This is a genomic window from Patiriisocius sp., from assembly GCF_051252435.1.
Taxonomy (GTDB): Bacteria; Bacteroidota; Bacteroidia; order Flavobacteriales; family Flavobacteriaceae; genus Patiriisocius.
Genome location: NZ_JBPOFW010000004.1, coordinates 411,872 through 429,060 on the forward strand (window position 1 = coordinate 411,872; position 17,189 = coordinate 429,060).

Here is a 17,189-nt window from a genome sequence, read left to right on the forward strand (position 1 = left end):
TGTCAAAAATGTGCTAAGTTTTATTCTTCAGTATCCAGATCCTCATCTTTCGTTAATAATTTATGATCCTTCTTAAGACCTATGATTGCAATCATATTTGTGATTGTATTATATAGCATTAGGATAACCGTCACCATCATTCCACATATAATTGAAGAAAATAATAAGGTAGCCCAATAAATTATTTTAAACCATGATGTGGGAACACTATCTGATTCAATAATAGGTATGTTAAAAAGCTGGAATAAAATAAGTGCTGCTACAAATAAGATGACATCAAACTTTGCAATACTTAAAACTTGTATATAGTGTTTTTCCTTGAGATTCGAATTTGAACCACTACTAATACCCAAGAGCGTGAGAAGCAATGCAAGAATAGTTGCAGAAGCTAACACAATCGTGTTACAAAGCATATTCAAACCATTTAGCGATACCTCTAGTAAGTTCTTCGCTTCATAACCTGATATATTTCCGAGTAAAAAAACTCCCAATGCAGTAAACGACGTAGCTAAGATTCCACCTAATAACGCCCTTTTGTTTTTCTCAATATATTTATTCATGGTTTACAAAATTTAAATAACTGCGTTAAAATCATCGAATTAATTTAAATATTTTTTATAATACTAAATGGAAATATCACCCAGAGATTTCGAATTAACGGTCATCACTTCTGCAACTTGATCAATGTAGGTTTCTCTAAACCTAGTCATTAAATCACAAAATCATATTCACTCAAATCCCAAATCTTTAAAAATCTATTGTATTAGTATTTGCGGTCTAATAATTAAAATGTATAAAAACCATTTGCTTTCCTTGTTAAAACTTTAGAAATTTTCTGAAGACCTATAATCAAAACCAACCCCACTGCTATTGTTGACGCAATCTCAAAACTAGATATCTCGGAACATGTTTTTAAACCAAATATTCTAGTGACAATAATAATTTTTGAAAAATGCCGAATATTGAACCAATTATGAACAAAATAATCTTAATTTTCATTCAGGATGTATTTTATTATTTTCAAGTTTAAATAAATAAAAGCCTTTCAATCAATGAAAGGCTTTTATTTGTTTACTCTGTAGGTGAGAAACGATTATTATAAATTAATCAATTAAATCTTCCATTCTTTTAACCGTTGCTAACGAATCTTCAACTTTCGATTTTTGTTCAGACAACATATTTCTTACAGATTGATTAAGATACGTTTTTTCCAATTGATATTGATATTCGTCAACGCTCGCTTTCTCACCACGAATGCACTCTTCTAAAATCGACTCATCCTTATCAAATGATAGCGCAGTCTTAATATCAATCCACATTCTATGAACTGAACCAGACACAGAACCATCACTATCAGGCGTCTCGTTAATCTTTCGAAGCTCACTATCAATTTGACTTGCAAACTGAGACCGTTGCGCGGCTTGGTTTTGAAGCCATATTTTTAATTGTGGATTTTCAGCTTTTTTCATTACTTGCTTAAAACCCTTTTCTGCATCATAATTTTTTTCAAGTAATTCCTGTAATGCGTTCTTTAGTTTCTTGTGTTGTTCAGTTGCTTCCATAATTTATGTTTTTATTTATTTATTAATAATTTGAGTTCAAAACGTTTAAATATTCTATGCCCTTTGACGCGTTTTCTTTTTAGATTTGTTTTCCTTGTATATCTGAAAACCTTGATATATAACTTGAATAACTGTGAATACTCTGAAAAATTTTTTCATGTGAAATTTTTTAACTTTAATTCAATCCTAGAAAATCAATTCTTCCAGAGAGATAAAAGTAGCGCAATTATCAATTGATAAGTAGCTATTTAAGAAAGCTTTAAGGTAAAATTATTAAGTAAAGTTAAAAACTTATTTGTGCTAAAAATAATGTTGATTATGCAAGGATTTAATTTCTCAATAATTAAATAATCTTAGAGTAATATATTCTGCCGGCATATTTTTTCTAAAGTATTGACTATCCTAGCTGTCTCATAATTGTTTTGTTGATTGTTTTGTTGAGAAATATGATTTGCAAGAATATCATTTCGATTTAGGGTACTTGAAGACTTATCTATATAACCATAACTTTCATAAATTCCATTTCTAACGTATATGAATGAATCTTCAGAATTATCTCTTCCTTTAAGCTTATAAATTTTTTCAGATTTTTTACTTCGGAAATCTAAAAATGCTGATTTGAATCTTTCATTATATGTGGCTATATTTTCAGCATTAGAACAAACACAATGCAAACCATTTTCAGTAACATTTTTGCATGGCCCTTTTACTTTTTCAAGTCCGCAATGTTTTCGACATAAAACATAGGTATTACAGAAAAAATTTAAAGTTTTTAAAACAGATTTCCTATTAAAGTATTTCTCGGGTAAACTATCATTGACACTTTTGCGAACTATCTTTAATTTCATAACTCCACTTGCAGTAATTGCTGAAGAAATCAAGAAAGGAGCAGCATTATTGATTTGTTGAGAATTATATTTAGGTTGATGTTTTTTAATATTTTCGGTTTCCACTAATTGTGCAATCGTATCGTTCCCAGTGTAAATCACATCAATGTCTGCAATTTCAGTATAATCAATACCGCTTTTTTTAATTGTATTTGAAAAATGACTTTGTAAACGCTTCCTTACATTCTTTGCCTTTCCGACGTATATTATATTGTTCATTTTATTCAGAAAAAAGTAAACACCTGCACTCATTTTAAAAGAAGTCAAATCAAAAGAATGAGATTTGATAACGTCCTTTTTTATTTCATCTATTATATTCAACCCCCGTTTAAAAGTAGACTTCATTATTCTAATAAATGTGCTGCCTTTGTTTGAACTATTTGCCTTGCAATTTTCATTGATTAGTCTTTTAATACTAGCAACTTTATCTTTCGACTTTATATCATCTCTCCATATATAAGTAGGATTTATATTAAAATTATATCCAATACTTTTAAATTGAGATTTTAGTAATCTAAAGTTTTCAGCAGTACTAAAAATTAATTTTTGGAATTGTAATATTTCTATCAATTCGTCAGCAATATCACAAAATGGTGGACTGCTTAAAGCTTCTAAACGATCAACATTATTATATTCATAGATTTTTTTGGGAATAGAAACTACAGGTCTACAATTAAATATGATTTCTTCATCAGTGTCATGTGGACCGAGGAAGATGCGGAATGGTATTTCCTTCTCATTTCTTAATTGGATAGTTTGAATATAAATACATATCATCTCGGTAAAAATAGGAAATATTCCGTATATTGGAAATATTCCTAATTAACTTTTAATTTATATCTTTACAAAAAAAGAAATTGGAAAATCACGTTTTAAATGAAAAACAAAAAAAGGCAGTCGAATTTCAAGGAGAACATCTTTTAGTTCTTGCTGGAGCGGGTACTGGAAAAACACGTTGTATAGTTGGTAGAGCAGCTTACTTAATTGATACAGGTGTTCAACCAGAGAAAATTCAAATACTGACCTTCACAAAAAGGGCCGCTAACGAAATTGTAGAGCGTGTCAAAGCGTCCATGACAGATAATCAGGCACTGAGTCTTAATGGTTCAACATTTCACTCATGGTGTAACCAACTAATTGTACGATATCCTAATCTTTTTGGAGCTTCAAATTACACAGTTATTGATTCTGATGATCAACTTAGTGTTATGAAAATGGTGTGTGGTGACCAAGTGATAGACTATAAGGGCATACGTATCAAGCCTCAGCAATTGATTGATATTTTTTCATATGGAAGAAACACAAGGCAAAACCTTTCATCTTCCATCAGAGAAAAAATTTTTAAAGGAAAAGATGATGTCGAGACTAACGATGAAATTGATACCATCAGACCAAAAGTAGAAGTTTTACTGAAAGCGTATCAACTCAAGAAAGGGGAAGGCAGATATATAGATTATGATGATTTATTGCTTATAGTTGCTAATAGACTTAGAAATGATGAAGTAGCACGTAAGATTTTATCGCATCAATTAAAACATTTACTGATAGACGAATTTCAAGACACCAATCCTTTGCAATGGTTTCTTCTCGAACCGTTTCTACAAATTGCAAATTTTTATTGCGTAGGAGACGATGCGCAATCCATTTATTCCTTTAGAGGAGCGGATTATATAAACGTTCATCTTTTTAAAGAACGTATTCCAAACTCCGAAATATTGATTTTAGATAAAAATTACAGATCTACGCAGGAGATCTTGTATATCTCAAATTGGTTAATGGAGGAATCTCCACTTGATTATAAGAAAAAATTAGTTTCCAATAGAGGTCAGGGAAGGAAACCTAACCTTGTAAATATTGCCCGCCAATGGGAAGAAGCAAATTTCATAGCAGAAAATATTTTAGAAAATTTTACGGAGAATAATAAAAATTTTATCGACCACTTAATTTTATCAAAATCTACGTACTATACAAAACCTCTGCAAGCTGTCTTCATTCAAAAAAAGATACCTCATATAACGTACGGAGGCAGAAAATTTATGGAAGCTGCACACATTAAAGATGTTGTTTCCGCCCTCAGAGTGGTCAATAATGTTTATGATGAAATTGGTTGGATGCGTTTTTTGACTTTTTGGGATGGTATTGGTGAAATAAAAGCGGGAAAGCATATCTCTAAAATTTTAGAATTTAAAGACCCTCTCGATTGCGCTCAAAATTTAGAAGATACAATTGGAGGAATTGAGGGTGAGAAAATCGCGGAAATTTACAATACTATTTTTATTAATTCGGGAAATGTAAAAAAGGCGATTCAAGAAACCTATTCCCGTATGGAATTATCATTGGCATTCAAATACAGGAAAGATTGGGAAGAAAAAAGAAAATCCGACTTTCCAGTTTTAGAAATGTTAGGAGATAACTACGCCTCCCTTGGTCAATTGATTTCCGAAGGCATACTCGAAAATGCAAAACAGCTCAACGGTAGTCCCGTTTTAGAAGGTTCTCAGTTAAATGATAGTGAAATAAAAGACCATGTTATTATATCAACAGTGCATTCTGCAAAAGGCTTAGAAGCTGACGTATGTTATATACTCAATGTTTCTCCTAAGGTATATCCTAGTGCTTGGAATTTGGACGATGAAGAAAAGCTTGAAGAGGATAGGCGCGTTTTGTATGTTGCTCTTACTAGGGCTAAGAATGAACTTTATATCACACGTGATACGAACTCAATCAATACCGTGAATAATACGGACAGCGCTGATCAAACTTCAAAATATTTTCTCGAAAAATTACCATCCAATTTAATAACCCAATATATAAATCCATACACAATCATTAAACCTAGAGATATAATAACTCCTAATAAAATTGACTTATCCTCTGGAATGGATTTTTCATAATAAGATGTTTTGATGATTTCTAGGTTTACATTTGATGTATTTCTTAAACTTCAGAAGGTTGAAACAATTTCCATGGCAAATAAATTCCATTATCTAAAGAGATTGTTCGGGAAGAAATAATAATGATTTAAACTAACCTGTAGCAGTTAACATCAATCAAAAGTGATGTAGGAAAATGTATACCTCTGTAGCTATTATCTACCCAAAGCATAAAAAAAGCGGTTTAGCTTTCGCTCAACCGCTCTGGTGCTGGATCTCTCCTTAGTAGCGGGAACTGGACTCGAACCAGTGACCTTCGGGTTATGAGCTGTTAAAACCGATTGATTTTGAGGTTTCGTTGGGCTCGTAACGCCACTATTTAAGCTTAGTGTTCAAAAACGTGTTCAGTTTGTGTTCACTTTGTTTATAATAATTTCTAGTGCAATTTAATGAAATAATAAGTTCTACCGGACAGATCTTTCCATATAATCCTGCCACTGTATCAGGATGAATTTTTGATGGTTGTTCTCGCTGGTCCTCAAAAATCCAAATTCATACACAAAGAGATAGACCTGACCTTTGCTGTTTTTCCAGAAGTGGGTGAAAAAATTGGGGTCGAATCCATGACCGATGAGCGTTTTTGACCTTATGGTCGCCTTGCCCGCTCTATTATATTTCTTCAAGAGACTTCTGTTGAGTTTGAGTTGCCTATCCACTCTATGGTAAAAATTGGTTGTATCGAGCTTGTTCCTATTATAGTGATAGGCACTTTTACAATGTGAATCACAAAATTTTTTATCAGATCTTCCTTCAATTATTTTCTCACAGGCCAAACAATTCTTCATAGGGTATTGATTAAGCGTAAAACAAACGTTTAATATACGTATAATACACATTTAATGGTCATAGATCCTTTAAATTGTATTCCATGCACCACAAAAGGTTTATAACATTGCGGCATGTCAGCAGGGAAAAAATTCCTTTTGTTGGGCTCCAGTTCAAGACGGACAAGGTCATTGATGTGCTCATAAATGAACTTCCAAATGTGACTTGGTGTGAAGCACATAATATGTATCTCATACCAAATGCAAAAAGACAACTCGACGAACTGTTCTCGCTCTTTAAAGGTATCGCCTGGATCGACGGTCGTTTCTTTTATGAAAAGAACAGGTCTAAAGACCTTGTTGAGGATAGGGATCCGCAACGGATAAAACAACGCGAACTTCCCAGTGAATATAGAGTTTGCCCGGATACCTATATAGACAAATTGATCATCAAGAAATATTCGAACAACACTATAAAAAGCTATGTTAGTGCCTTTGAAAAATTTATAAATCACTTTCCAGATAAGGAAATAGATGAACTAACACAAGTAGAGATACGGGATTACCTTCATCACCTGATCAAAAAAGATTTCTCTAATTCGAGCATCAACCTAACGATCAGCAGCATCAAGTTCTATTTTGAAATCGTACTGGGGATGCCACATAGTTATTACGATATAGAGAGACCGAGAAAACAGATACAACTCCCTACGGTACTCTCGAAAGGAGAGGTCAAGAAAATGCTAGGATGTACGGACAACATTAAACACAGGTGCATAATCGGCCTACTCTATTCGTCTGGGCTCCGCAGAAACGAATTGATACATCTCAAGATCAAGGATATCGATGGTGCGAGAATGAGTATCAAGGTCGTGGATGCCAAAGGGAACAAAGACAGATATAGCATATTGTCTACAACGTTATTGATAGAAATGCGCAATTATTATAGACAATACAGACCAAAGATATATCTGTTTGAAGGGAATACCAACGGAAAATATAGCGGCACGAGTGTTGGAAAAATCGTGGTAAAGGCGGCGCTCAGAGCGGGAATCAGAAAAAAAGTGACCCCCCATACGCTCCGCCACAGTTTCGCTACACATTTATTGGAATCCGGGACCGATATCCGGTACATTCAGATACTTTTGGGTCATAGCTCAACTAAAACTACCGAAATATACACCCATGTAGCTCAAAATAGTTTTAGAAACATAATTAATCCATTAGATTTGTGATACTATAATGGATATAAACGCCATATGGCGTTTATCCAATTGTTACCATACATACGCCAAAAATGCCCAAAATTGAACTTCAAACTGAAATAAAAGCTGATAGAAAAGTCGTATTTGACCTTTCAAGAAGTATCGATTTACATAAAATTTCAACTGAACAAACTAATGAGGAAGCAATCGCTGGGAAAACGAGCGGATTAATTGGAATCGATGAAAGCGTAACCTGGAGGGCTAAACATTTCGGAATTTATCAAAAACTGACTTCCAAAATAACGGAATTTGACAGACCGAATTTCTTTGTGGACGAAATGGTTAAAGGAGCATTTAAAGAATTTAAACACGAACATCACTTTGCGGAATTGAATAACGGAACTTTGATGACTGATATTTTTGATTATAATTCACCTTTTGGTATTTTAGGAAAGATTGCAGACAAACTGTTCCTAAAAAAATATATGACTGAATTACTGACCGAACGAAATCGAGTTGTAAAAGAGTTTGCGGAATCAGAAAAATGGAAAGAATTAATAACCGAATAAAGTACGTATGGTAACATCGTGTAAAATTAATTGCTAGTTCTAGCCTACTTACGAATATTCCTGCGGAATATTCTATTTGGTTTTTATTTGCTAAATTAGTTACTTAAACACGCAACTAATCTTACACAAAACCGTTAGGCACAATGCGGAAAAACATCAAACCGATAAAATTTGAGAGAAGAAAATTTAACAGATAGCATTGAAAAGGAAATTTTCAATACGACTTCGGAATTAACTCAAGAATACACTGAACTTGCATTAGACACATTAACGTATGAAAGTCTTTTAAGCGAAATTCCTATTGTCAGATCTTTAGTTTCCTTTTATAAAATTACATCTTCAATTGTTGACAGACATAACGTTAAAAAAATATTGATTTTTTTAGAAGAATTTCACTCAAAAAGTATAGATGAAAACAAACTGAAAAAATTTAAAGAGAAATTTAGCGATAACACAAAGCATAGAAATCACGTTTTAGAAACAATCTTATTGCTAAACGAAAAGTTTATAGATACAGAAAAATCAAAAATATTGGCGAATTTATTTTCAGCACATATTGAGGATAATTTGACTTGGGAAGAATTCTTTAAATTGTCATTTATGTTGAGTAATCTGAATCCTGCTGGATATAGATTTCTGGAAAGGTTTGTAGAAAAAAATACGAACATTAAAATGAAAATGTCTGAATTGATTGAGGGAGAAGCTTTACTTATGGCTTGCGGAATTGGAACTAAATTCGAAGAACAGTTTAAACCGACAAAAACAGGAATTAAACTTTATGAATATGGAATTAAACCTCTGAAAAAATAAGCACAGTGCCTAACAATGTGTATAATTAATTGCTTGTTTTGTGTGTACTCGGAAAATCCTAGCGGATTTTCCTCTGGTTCGTTTTTGTTTACTAACTTAGTCCTAACCAACGCAACTAACCATACACGAACGAGTTGTAAATCATTAGTTCCATTAAAAACCAAAGTTAACCTCACTCCTGCCCTGTTAGTTTCTAAATCGAGAATTCAGTGCTCAAAAAACGGACGGTTTAAAGTCGGTTCTCCTTCAAATCTTGGTTACCCTTCCCGCTTTGAAAGTAAGTCTACTTAAGCCTGTCAACGGATTGACTCACGCCATCGTTCCTGTTGGTTTTTAGAGGTCTGGGTCTGCCCGATGTAAAAAAAGCTATCTGCGTTTGAATTTCGCGCGCAAGTAACGCGTATGAAAATCGCTTTTTTTCTTCTTGGCGTATTTGCAAATTCCGGCTCGCGTGTGATAAAAACGATTTACAACAAGACCTATAAATCATTGCTGGGTCTGGTCTCATTCTCGAAAATCCTTCGGATTTTATTGCGCTGTTTTGTGCTTGCGAAGTTTTGCCTAAATTTCGGCAACGATTCATAGCCGAACCGTTGTGTACAATGCGCCACTCAGCTCAAAAAAATAAAAACGGATTACTCACTCAACCGATTTCTGACAATTGCAGCGCGCAAAGATTGCGTCGGACTGATTCTCGTGACGGCCAATCTGTTTCTCAAAAAAACACTGTACACAACACCGTGTAAAAAACATTGCTTATTTTAGTTCAATCGTTTGGGCATTGCGTGTTTGACAGCTTCCGAATTTCCTGCGGAAATTCCTCGCAAGCAAACAAGCAACGTCCCTTACACATTAACGTTGCCATTAATACCCAAAAACACTCGAACTGAATGGTAAAAATTACGAATGAACAAATCCATAAAGCATTTGAAGTCGGAAAAAAGATTTATCTAAATCAAATGTCATTAAACGAAGGAACCCAATCCCTAACAAATATGGGAATGAAGAAAAGTTCTGGACTTGATTATATTTATGCCTATTCAAATCTAATCCAAGGAAAATTATTCACACGAACTATCAATTCTTATGGAACTGAATATTATCTCGAGCGGATTTATAACGAAAATGGTGTTAGTGGATTAAAAACGGCTTTACTTTCCCTTTATCAGCATATAGAATATTATGAAGAAACTTCTGGTGCTTCTGTAAAAACAGGAAGAAAAATTTATCAGAAGTTTTATGATTTAGTAAAAGATGATTTTGGAGAAACTGTTTTCCCGAATGAAGTTGATGCTGACCAAAAATATTCAGAAGGAAAAACAAGACAAGTTACTGTAAATAGTTACGAAAGAAATCAATTAGCACGTCAAGAATGTATAGAACATTTCGGATTGAATTGTCAAGTTTGTGATTTTAATTTTGAACAGAAATTCGGAGAATTAGGAAAGAATTTTATTCACGTTCATCACATCATTGACATTTCTACAATCGGAAAAGAATATTCTGTAAACCCTAAAACGGACTTAATTCCTGTGTGTCCGAATTGTCACGCTATGTTACATAAACAAAAGCCTGCTTATTCGGTTTCGGAATTGAAAAGAATAATGGAAAATGAATAAAAGTACTAATGGCAACAACGTGTATAATTAATGGCTAGTTCTCGCCTACTTACGAAAATCCTCGCGGATTTTCTATTAGGTTTATATTTAATAAATTAGGTGCTTAAACACGCCACTAATCATACACAAGACCGTTGTGCGTCATTTAAGAAAAACATTGTGCTAATATGACAAGAATAGAATTTATAAAATTTCTTGAAGAATTTAAAAAGGATTTTGACACAAATAAATCTGAATGGGAAAATGTCAACCTTTCTGATTTTTTGGAAAGTATGATTGCATATACAGAAGATATTCAAGGTTTTTATGATAATATGGAAATGAATATTAACGCTGACAAACCGACTTGGGAAAACTTTATGCACATTTTAAAAGGTGCATCAATTTATGAATGACAATTGATGGAAACAAACTTTGAAATTGAAGAAAATTATGCGGTTCTATTTAATGGAATTCATATTGATTTACATAACAATTTTGAATTCAAAAAAATATCGGAATTTGAAAATAATGTGCGAATTGAATTTGTCAAATCAACTGGAGATTGGGTTCACGAAAATGAATTTGAAAAACTGACTTTTTTACACCAAAATGTTACTTTTAAAAACTCAAATGATGGAGACAATTCGGAATTCCCAGAAGACGAAAACACATTAAGCGGAATTACATTCTTTCCCAAATCAACACTTGAAATAAATGAGGGATTTATGGGACACAAAAAACCGAATAAAAATGATGATATAATTTATCTTTTCGAAAACGGAAAAATGTTTCGTCTGAATTGCGAGCGAATTGAATTAATTGCGGAAAATAAAAAAACGAACGCACAACACCGTGTATAATTCATTGCTAGTTTTAGCCTACTAACGAAAGTCCTCGCGGACTTTCTATCTGTGATTTATTTGCTAACTTTAGTGCTTAAACACGCAACGAAATCATACACCAAACCGTTGTAGGTTATTAAAAATCAGAACTAATGGAAAAATATATTAATAATTTTGAATTTACTATTTCAAATAATTCTGAAACAAAAGAAAAGTTAAAATCTTATTTTAAATCTTATGATTTTGAACAAGTAAAAGACGAAAATGAGAATCTTCTTTTTGTAAAGAAATGGTCTATATTAAATGGTTGGAAATTTAATCCTTTGAATTGGGAAACAAAAATTGACATAAAACTCACTGAAAACAATAAAGTTATTATCAATCATATTGTGCATAGTAATGGATTTTTGACACCAATTGCGTTTAAATCTCTATTTGAAAAATTCTTATTGAATATTGAACAGTTTGTGGAATTTGATATAAAACATAAGCCTAATAATATTCCAGAAATAAAATTAGCAAAAGAAAAAGTATTTAAATATCACGGAATATTGATTCTCGGAATTGTAGTTGGAATGTTTTTAGGAATTATAATGAGTAATGTAACTGGAATTAAATTATTAGGAACTGTAGGAATTATAGTTGGAGCTATTGCAACTGAAAAAATAATGAATAAATATTTGGAAAATAATAACAACCTACAACACCGTGTATAAAAAATAGCAGTTAAGAACTAAATTAAAAGTTTAGTTCTTTTCTGCTATCTTTGTTTTTAAACCGAAAATTGGCACATATAAATCTGCTACTTTTCATACACAAGACCGTTGTGTTTCATACTGCCAGCCGCATATTTTAGCACTTTCGGTTTTTGCCAACGCTCAAGTTCCAACGCTCGAAAAACCAAAAGAGCTAAAATTTCCCAACGCTCATTCCAACCTAATTTGAATAAATTTTCATACATTTGACAAAATTGTCAAGGCAAAATTTTCAAGATGATGAAAGAAACATTTGGAGAGTATATTCATAAATTGAGAACGGAAGCGTCTCTTACTCTAACAAAACTTGCAGCAGCTCTCGATATAGACCAATCAACCTTGTCTAAAATGGAAAATGGGAAGAGGAGTGTTACAGAAGAAATACTTCCCAAATTAGCTTACACTTTCAATTTAGATATAGACCAGTTAGAAAAAGAATATTTCAGCGAAAAAATTGCCGAAATGATTTATCCAAAAGAAAACTCAAGTGAGTTTTTAAAGCTCGCTGAACAAAAAGCAGAGTACAAAAAGCTCACAAATATGAAACAAGGAAAAATAGATTTTAAAAATGCTTAAATATTCAAAAATCCGTAAAAATTTAGATATTGAGAATATGAATGGAAATGCCGAAGATTTAGCGTTTTTTACTCATTATCTTCACAATCATACAAATGGTGTTTCTAAATCATTTAAAAAGAGAGCAGTTGAGTATTACAATCTTCAAGAAAGTAATTTAAATCTTGCTTCTGAACCAGAATTACAAACAATGCTTCCGATTAAATGGGACATACCATTTCCAAGCCCAGAAAATCCTGAATTTACTTTTATTGACCTATTTGCTGGAATTGGTGGTTTCAGAATACCTATGCAAGAAGTTGGAGGTAAATGTGTGTTTTCTTCTGAATTTAATTACCACGCTCAACGAGCCTACGAATTAAATTTTGGAGAAGTACCATTTGGAGACATTACTAAACTTGACTTAAATGTTGTGCCAAAACACAATGTATTATGTGCTGGATTTCCTTGTCAACCCTTTAGTATTTCAGGGAAAATGAAGGGATTTGAAGATACAAGAGGTACTCTAATTTATCACGTATTCAAAATTATAGAAAAAAGGGAGCCAGAAGTGGTTTTATTGGAAAACGTAAAACACCTTTTGTATCACGATAAGAAGAGAACATTAGCAACAATTATTCAGCATTTAGAAGAATTAGGTTATAAAGTATCTAAGAAAGTTCTAAATGCATCTGATTTTGGAGTTCCTCAAAACAGAGAGCGAATAATCATTATAGGACATAAAAAGAAAAAATTTGATTTTTCTAAATTAAAAACAAAACCAAAACCAGTTTTAAAAAATTTTTTAGATAAAAAAAACGATTTTGAATTTCTAAACGAACCGCACACTATTCTTGAAGAAATGAAAAGGCAGGATTCCGGTCTTATTTTCGCAGGCTATAGAAATAAAACTATACGAAAAGCAGGTGTTCGACCAAACACAGAACATTTATCTCGAGTTCATAAACAACCAAATCGTATTTATTCTACAGATGGTGTTCATCCTGCATTACCATCACAAGAATCATCAGGTAGATTTTGGATATATCACGAAAATAAAGTTAGAAAACTTACAATTCAAGAATGTTATAAAATAATGGGATTTCCAAAAAAATTCAAACTCATTAACAACCGTTCTGAATTGTATAGACAAGTTGGTAATTCGGTCGCTGTACCTATGATTAAGGAGGTCGCAAGTCAAATAAAAAAACAATTAATTACACCAATCAAAATAAAAGATGCCGAATACATTTCTTAAAAAAACATTTGACGAATCAATGAAATTAGTTGGTTCTGACGACAAAATCAAATCTGATTTACCAAAAACAATAACAAAACATTTAGACGTAATACTTAGCAAATCAGAATCTGCTAAAGGAGTACTAACAGTAATTCTAACAAGCCTAGTTTACAAAACTTTAAATCCTTCACAAGATATAAGAAATCATCAGACGAGTATTGATAATGGATATTCAGGTAGGACATTTGACACAAAATATATTACACCATTTCTTAAAAGTGTAAAATTCCCTGCGATGGCAGAAAGTGGTTGGCTAACTCGTTCTCTTGAACAAAAAGTGCCTTATGATAAGAATTACTCAGGAGCTATAAGACCTGATTTACTTAAAAGTTCTTTTTTAGAAACAATTGATTTTATTCAAAAAGGACAAGATTTAGATAAGTGTTTAAGCTATCTATTACAAGCATTAATAATCAAAAGAAATAGTCAAGAAATTAACTTGGCAAAACCTCTCAATCTTCCAATTTCAACAATAATAGAATTGCTTACAAAGCATTTTAACGCAAAATATACAGCAGATGGAGCTTCTAGACTTCCAGTTTTAGCTTTATTTGCGGCATATGAATGCCTTATTAAAGAAGCTAAAAGATTTGAAGGAAAAACACTTCTTGAAATCGTGAGCCATACTTCTGCCGACACTAGAAGCGGAAGGATTGGAGATATTGATATAGTAGATGATAAAGGAAAAGAGTTTGAAGCTGTAGAAGTTAAACACGGAATACAAATTAATGCACAACTTGTAAAAGATGCTTTTGAAAAATTTAAGACAACCCAAGTAAACAGATATTATCTTTTGTCAACTGCCGATATTGACTCAAATGAAGCAGAAAAAATTGAGAAAGAAATAGAACGTATAAAAAATATACACGGTTGTCACGTTATTGCTAATGGACTTATAAATTCTTTAAAATATTATTTACGTCTTCTCTCAGAGACATCTGAATTTATTTCGAACTATGTTGACTTAATAGAATCTGACAAGGCTTTGAAATATGAACATAAGAAACAATGGAATTTAATAATATCTGCAATGTAATGCCAACGCTTAAAGCCATACACATTTGCAATTCGCTACAGCCGACACACAAGCCAAAAATTGCAAAAGAGTATGTCTTTGCCAACGCTAGCTAGTTTGCGGAAAAAGTACGAAAACACAACAAAGCATATAAAAAATAGCGGTTTTGGTGCTTAAACGAAAGATAGATTATAAAATATAGGTCAGTTATAAACCGAAAAGTTAGTGCTTGAAAATCCGCTACTTTTCATATACGTATTCCAAGGTCAAATCCTAATTAAATCTACACTTTTTTATGCTGCATATTGCTTTAATGGAACGTAAGGTGTTCCTCTCTTGACAACGGCAAATGCTCTTGCTAATAATTTATTTCTCACATTATTGAGTGCTACCATCTTTGGCTTTCCTTCTTCTAATTTTTTCTTATAATATAGTTTCAGCTCTGTATCGCATTGTATAGCGCTATTGCTGGCCAGTGTTAGGAGTGTCTTCATTTTTCTGTCGCCTATATAGTGGATCCTGTTTCTCCTTTTTATACTGGTTCCCGAACTGTGCGCAAAAGGTGCTGTTCCGCAATAACTGGAAAACTGTCTCCAACTAGCAAAACGATCAAAGTTGTTTGTGTGGTAAATAAGTTGACAAGAAAGAATTAGCCCTACACCTTTTAAACTGTTCAATAGCTTATGGTTTTTTCTTAGCGACTGATCTTCCTGTAGCAACTCTTTTATTCGGCCCTCAACCGCTTCGATTTGTTTTGTAAGATAATGTATGGTCTTTACTATTATCTTACAGCAACTATCAGTTGAGGGGCTACTCAATAATGATCGTGCTTCCTTTAAACTACTCATTTTTCCGGTCCGGTCCCTAACGATCTGATCTCTAAAAGCCAGCAATCTTCCTAGTTCCTGAATGTCCCGCTCCTTTGGACTGCTCAAAACAAGTTCATCCTTGTATAACCAAGCATATCTAGCTATCATCGCTGCATCAAGGCGGTCTGTTTTACCTCTAACTATTCCTGAAGATCTTTTTATGGCCAAAGGACTTTCCTCCAGATAATCAATATCGTGCTGGGACAGATAAATACTAAGGTTCGTAGAGTAATGACCTGTATTTTCAAAACAAAGAAAATAACTCTGGTCTTTTAAATGCTTTTCTATCCATAAGACCAATGCCCTGTAACCTTTCGAAGTGTTTGAAAACACACGATGCTTGGATCTGTTATGGATGTGCCCATCAATGGTCAATTTAGATACATCTATACCGACAACATCTGCATAATTTTTCATATTTTTAAATATTGTTCCCTTAAAAAGGAATGATTAATAAATGTTGCAATGACTATCACCTTTAATAGGAATTGATTCCTGGTATTCCAAATGGTCCTAAAGCAACCTAAGAAAGACAAGAGGACTGATACGTATAATGGAACTGCAATTCCGAAGACCGATTTAGTTCTCCTCTTGTTTCTTAGTAAAATTAAACAACTATAAATAAGTAGTTGTAAATTAAAGAAGACCGTTGTAAAACATTTAAGACAGAATTTTGCAACATTAGAAAATGAATATCGTCTTTAAAAAAATAGAATTTATGAGAAAATTAATTTTGACTTTGACATTAGCATTGTTCACATCAATGACTTTTGCGACTGAAATTGTAGCTACTGTTGTTTTTGAAAACTTAACAGAAAAGGAATTAAAATCAGGAGAATTCACAATTATAGACCTGAACAAAAGAATTGAGGTTTCCAAAGCAGAAAATTTTAAAATTACTTTGCCAGAAAAAGGGAAATATCAATTCAGTTTTGTGTCTGACGACTTTACAGCCTATACTTTTTATCCAACAAGAATCAATAAAAGGAAAAACACAATCACAGTTCGGTTGATGGAAAAAACCGAATTTAAGAACGGTGGAATTTATTCTTTCCCGATGAATTTAGAAACTGACTTGACAGATGAACAAATCGAGCAACGAATTGAAGATGGAAGTTTGAATTTCATAATTCACGGAATTGATAGTTCAATACCAAAAGAATATGTTGAGTTCAAAGAAAAATATGGAATCGGACTCAGAAAAGAGAATTGTGTAATAGACCCTTTGTCTTTCAAAAAAACAACTGAAAATAATCAAATGATTTTTGCCTTTTTAAATAAAAAATATGGAACTGAATGGCAAGTGGAATTGAAAACAAAACCATTAGGAATAAAATAAAAAACGTTTTACAACAATGGCTATAAGTAATTGCTTGTTCTTGTCTACTTCTGAAAATCCTCGCGGATTTTCAGTTTGGTGTGTACTTGCAAAGTTAAGTGCTAAACCACGCAACTACTCATAGGTACTGTGTTACAAAACAAGTTTTTTCTTTAAAATTTTAGGAAGCAAATTGATCTATCA

General features: G+C 32.6%; 17 protein-coding genes. 12 read left to right on the forward strand and 5 right to left on the reverse strand.

Annotated elements, in window-relative coordinates; genetic code table 11:
- Positions 1-20 precede the first annotated feature (20 nt).
- From ACSHW7_RS11530 to ACSHW7_RS11540, 3 genes are all read right to left on the reverse strand, one after another.
- A complete protein-coding gene (locus ACSHW7_RS11530; RefSeq protein ID WP_435679501.1) occupies positions 21-560 on the reverse strand; it encodes a hypothetical protein in 540 nt (179 codons plus the stop codon).
- A gap of 543 nt (positions 561-1,103) precedes the next feature.
- A complete protein-coding gene (locus ACSHW7_RS11535; RefSeq protein ID WP_435679502.1) occupies positions 1,104-1,562 on the reverse strand; it encodes a ferritin-like domain-containing protein in 459 nt (152 codons plus the stop codon).
- A 353-nt stretch (positions 1,563-1,915) separates the two neighbouring features.
- Entirely contained in the window at positions 1,916-3,226 is a 1,311-nt protein-coding gene (locus ACSHW7_RS11540; RefSeq protein ID WP_435679503.1) for a GIY-YIG nuclease family protein, read from the reverse strand.
- An 80-nt stretch (positions 3,227-3,306) separates the two neighbouring features.
- Here ACSHW7_RS11540 and ACSHW7_RS11545 point away from each other — a divergent pair, with 80 nt between their 5' ends.
- The 8 genes from ACSHW7_RS11545 to ACSHW7_RS11580 all read left to right on the forward strand — a co-directional run bounded on the left by ACSHW7_RS11545 (position 3,307) and on the right by ACSHW7_RS11580 (position 11,889).
- Positions 3,307-5,343, forward strand: coding sequence for an ATP-dependent helicase (locus ACSHW7_RS11545; RefSeq protein WP_435679504.1), 2,037 nt, complete (start codon positions 3,307-3,309; stop codon positions 5,341-5,343).
- A 1,048-nt stretch (positions 5,344-6,391) separates the two neighbouring features.
- Complete coding sequence (gene xerA, locus ACSHW7_RS11550; protein ID WP_435679505.1) at positions 6,392-7,381, forward strand: site-specific tyrosine recombinase/integron integrase; 990 nt, start codon at positions 6,392-6,394, stop codon at positions 7,379-7,381.
- A gap of 62 nt (positions 7,382-7,443) precedes the next feature.
- Positions 7,444-7,920 carry an SRPBCC family protein gene (locus tag ACSHW7_RS11555; protein WP_435679506.1) on the forward strand — a complete coding sequence of 159 codons (477 nt, stop codon included), beginning with the start codon at positions 7,444-7,446 and terminating at the stop codon, positions 7,918-7,920.
- Between the two features lie 171 nt (positions 7,921-8,091).
- Positions 8,092-8,730 carry a hypothetical protein gene (locus ACSHW7_RS11560; RefSeq protein ID WP_435679507.1) on the forward strand — a complete coding sequence of 213 codons (639 nt, stop codon included), beginning with the start codon at positions 8,092-8,094 and terminating at the stop codon, positions 8,728-8,730.
- Positions 8,731-9,620: 890 nt separating this feature from the next.
- Positions 9,621-10,349: an HNH endonuclease gene (locus ACSHW7_RS11565; protein ID WP_435679508.1), complete on the forward strand. Its 729-nt coding sequence runs from the start codon at positions 9,621-9,623 to the stop codon at positions 10,347-10,349.
- A 167-nt stretch (positions 10,350-10,516) separates the two neighbouring features.
- Entirely contained in the window at positions 10,517-10,744 is a 228-nt protein-coding gene (locus ACSHW7_RS11570) for a DUF7660 family protein (protein WP_435679509.1), read from the forward strand.
- Between the two features lie 6 nt (positions 10,745-10,750).
- The gene (locus ACSHW7_RS11575; protein ID WP_435679510.1) at positions 10,751-11,191 is read left to right on the forward strand and encodes a hypothetical protein; all 441 of its coding nucleotides are present in this window, start codon (positions 10,751-10,753) and stop codon (positions 11,189-11,191) included.
- Positions 11,192-11,325: 134 nt separating this feature from the next.
- Complete coding sequence (locus ACSHW7_RS11580) at positions 11,326-11,889, forward strand: hypothetical protein (protein ID WP_435679511.1); 564 nt, start codon at positions 11,326-11,328, stop codon at positions 11,887-11,889.
- An 86-nt stretch (positions 11,890-11,975) separates the two neighbouring features.
- Here ACSHW7_RS11580 and ACSHW7_RS11585 read toward each other — a convergent pair whose 3' ends face one another.
- Positions 11,976-12,134 (reverse strand): hypothetical protein, encoded by a 159-nt coding sequence (locus tag ACSHW7_RS11585; protein ID WP_435679512.1) that lies wholly within the window; start codon positions 12,132-12,134, stop codon positions 11,976-11,978.
- A 31-nt stretch (positions 12,135-12,165) separates the two neighbouring features.
- Here ACSHW7_RS11585 and ACSHW7_RS11590 point away from each other — a divergent pair, with 31 nt between their 5' ends.
- From ACSHW7_RS11590 to ACSHW7_RS11600, 3 genes are read left to right on the forward strand one after another with little or no spacing between them, the layout of a single operon-like run.
- Positions 12,166-12,504: a helix-turn-helix domain-containing protein gene (locus ACSHW7_RS11590; RefSeq protein ID WP_435679513.1), complete on the forward strand. Its 339-nt coding sequence runs from the start codon at positions 12,166-12,168 to the stop codon at positions 12,502-12,504.
- Positions 12,497-13,741, forward strand: a complete 1,245-nt coding sequence (locus ACSHW7_RS11595; protein ID WP_435679514.1) for a DNA cytosine methyltransferase — start codon at positions 12,497-12,499, stop codon at positions 13,739-13,741. The genes ACSHW7_RS11590 and ACSHW7_RS11595 overlap by 8 nt, the downstream gene beginning before the upstream one ends.
- Before the next feature lie 19 nt (positions 13,742-13,760).
- Positions 13,761-14,819, forward strand: a complete 1,059-nt coding sequence (locus tag ACSHW7_RS11600) for a hypothetical protein (protein WP_435679515.1) — start codon at positions 13,761-13,763, stop codon at positions 14,817-14,819.
- A 272-nt stretch (positions 14,820-15,091) separates the two neighbouring features.
- Here the strand turns inward: ACSHW7_RS11600 and ACSHW7_RS11605 are convergent, their stop codons facing one another.
- A complete protein-coding gene (locus ACSHW7_RS11605) occupies positions 15,092-16,084 on the reverse strand; it encodes an IS110 family transposase (RefSeq protein WP_435679516.1) in 993 nt (330 codons plus the stop codon).
- Positions 16,085-16,385: 301 nt separating this feature from the next.
- Here ACSHW7_RS11605 and ACSHW7_RS11610 point away from each other — a divergent pair, with 301 nt between their 5' ends.
- Positions 16,386-17,006, forward strand: coding sequence for a hypothetical protein (locus ACSHW7_RS11610; RefSeq protein ID WP_435679517.1), 621 nt, complete (start codon positions 16,386-16,388; stop codon positions 17,004-17,006).
- Positions 17,007-17,189: the final 183 nt, after the last annotated feature.

Coding starts and splice junctions, on each gene's coding strand:
- ACSHW7_RS11565 (WP_435679508.1), top strand. CDS start 9,621: ATGGTAAAAATTACGAATGAACAAATCCATAAAGCATTTGAAGTCGGA.
- xerA (WP_435679505.1), top strand. CDS start 6,392: ATGTATCTCATACCAAATGCAAAAAGACAACTCGACGAACTGTTCTCG.
- ACSHW7_RS11540 (WP_435679503.1), bottom strand. CDS start 3,226: ATGATATGTATTTATATTCAAACTATCCAATTAAGAAATGAGAAGGAA.
- ACSHW7_RS11530 (WP_435679501.1), bottom strand. CDS start 560: ATGAATAAATATATTGAGAAAAACAAAAGGGCGTTATTAGGTGGAATC.
- ACSHW7_RS11575 (WP_435679510.1), top strand. CDS start 10,751: ATGGAAACAAACTTTGAAATTGAAGAAAATTATGCGGTTCTATTTAAT.
- ACSHW7_RS11585 (WP_435679512.1), bottom strand. CDS start 12,134: ATGTATGAAAATTTATTCAAATTAGGTTGGAATGAGCGTTGGGAAATT.
- ACSHW7_RS11580 (WP_435679511.1), top strand. CDS start 11,326: ATGGAAAAATATATTAATAATTTTGAATTTACTATTTCAAATAATTCT.
- ACSHW7_RS11600 (WP_435679515.1), top strand. CDS start 13,761: ATGAAATTAGTTGGTTCTGACGACAAAATCAAATCTGATTTACCAAAA.
- ACSHW7_RS11535 (WP_435679502.1), bottom strand. CDS start 1,562: ATGGAAGCAACTGAACAACACAAGAAACTAAAGAACGCATTACAGGAA.
- ACSHW7_RS11555 (WP_435679506.1), top strand. CDS start 7,444: ATGCCCAAAATTGAACTTCAAACTGAAATAAAAGCTGATAGAAAAGTC.
- ACSHW7_RS11590 (WP_435679513.1), top strand. CDS start 12,166: ATGATGAAAGAAACATTTGGAGAGTATATTCATAAATTGAGAACGGAA.
- ACSHW7_RS11570 (WP_435679509.1), top strand. CDS start 10,517: ATGACAAGAATAGAATTTATAAAATTTCTTGAAGAATTTAAAAAGGAT.
- ACSHW7_RS11610 (WP_435679517.1), top strand. CDS start 16,386: ATGAGAAAATTAATTTTGACTTTGACATTAGCATTGTTCACATCAATG.
- ACSHW7_RS11605 (WP_435679516.1), bottom strand. CDS start 16,084: ATGAAAAATTATGCAGATGTTGTCGGTATAGATGTATCTAAATTGACC.
- ACSHW7_RS11595 (WP_435679514.1), top strand. CDS start 12,497: ATGCTTAAATATTCAAAAATCCGTAAAAATTTAGATATTGAGAATATG.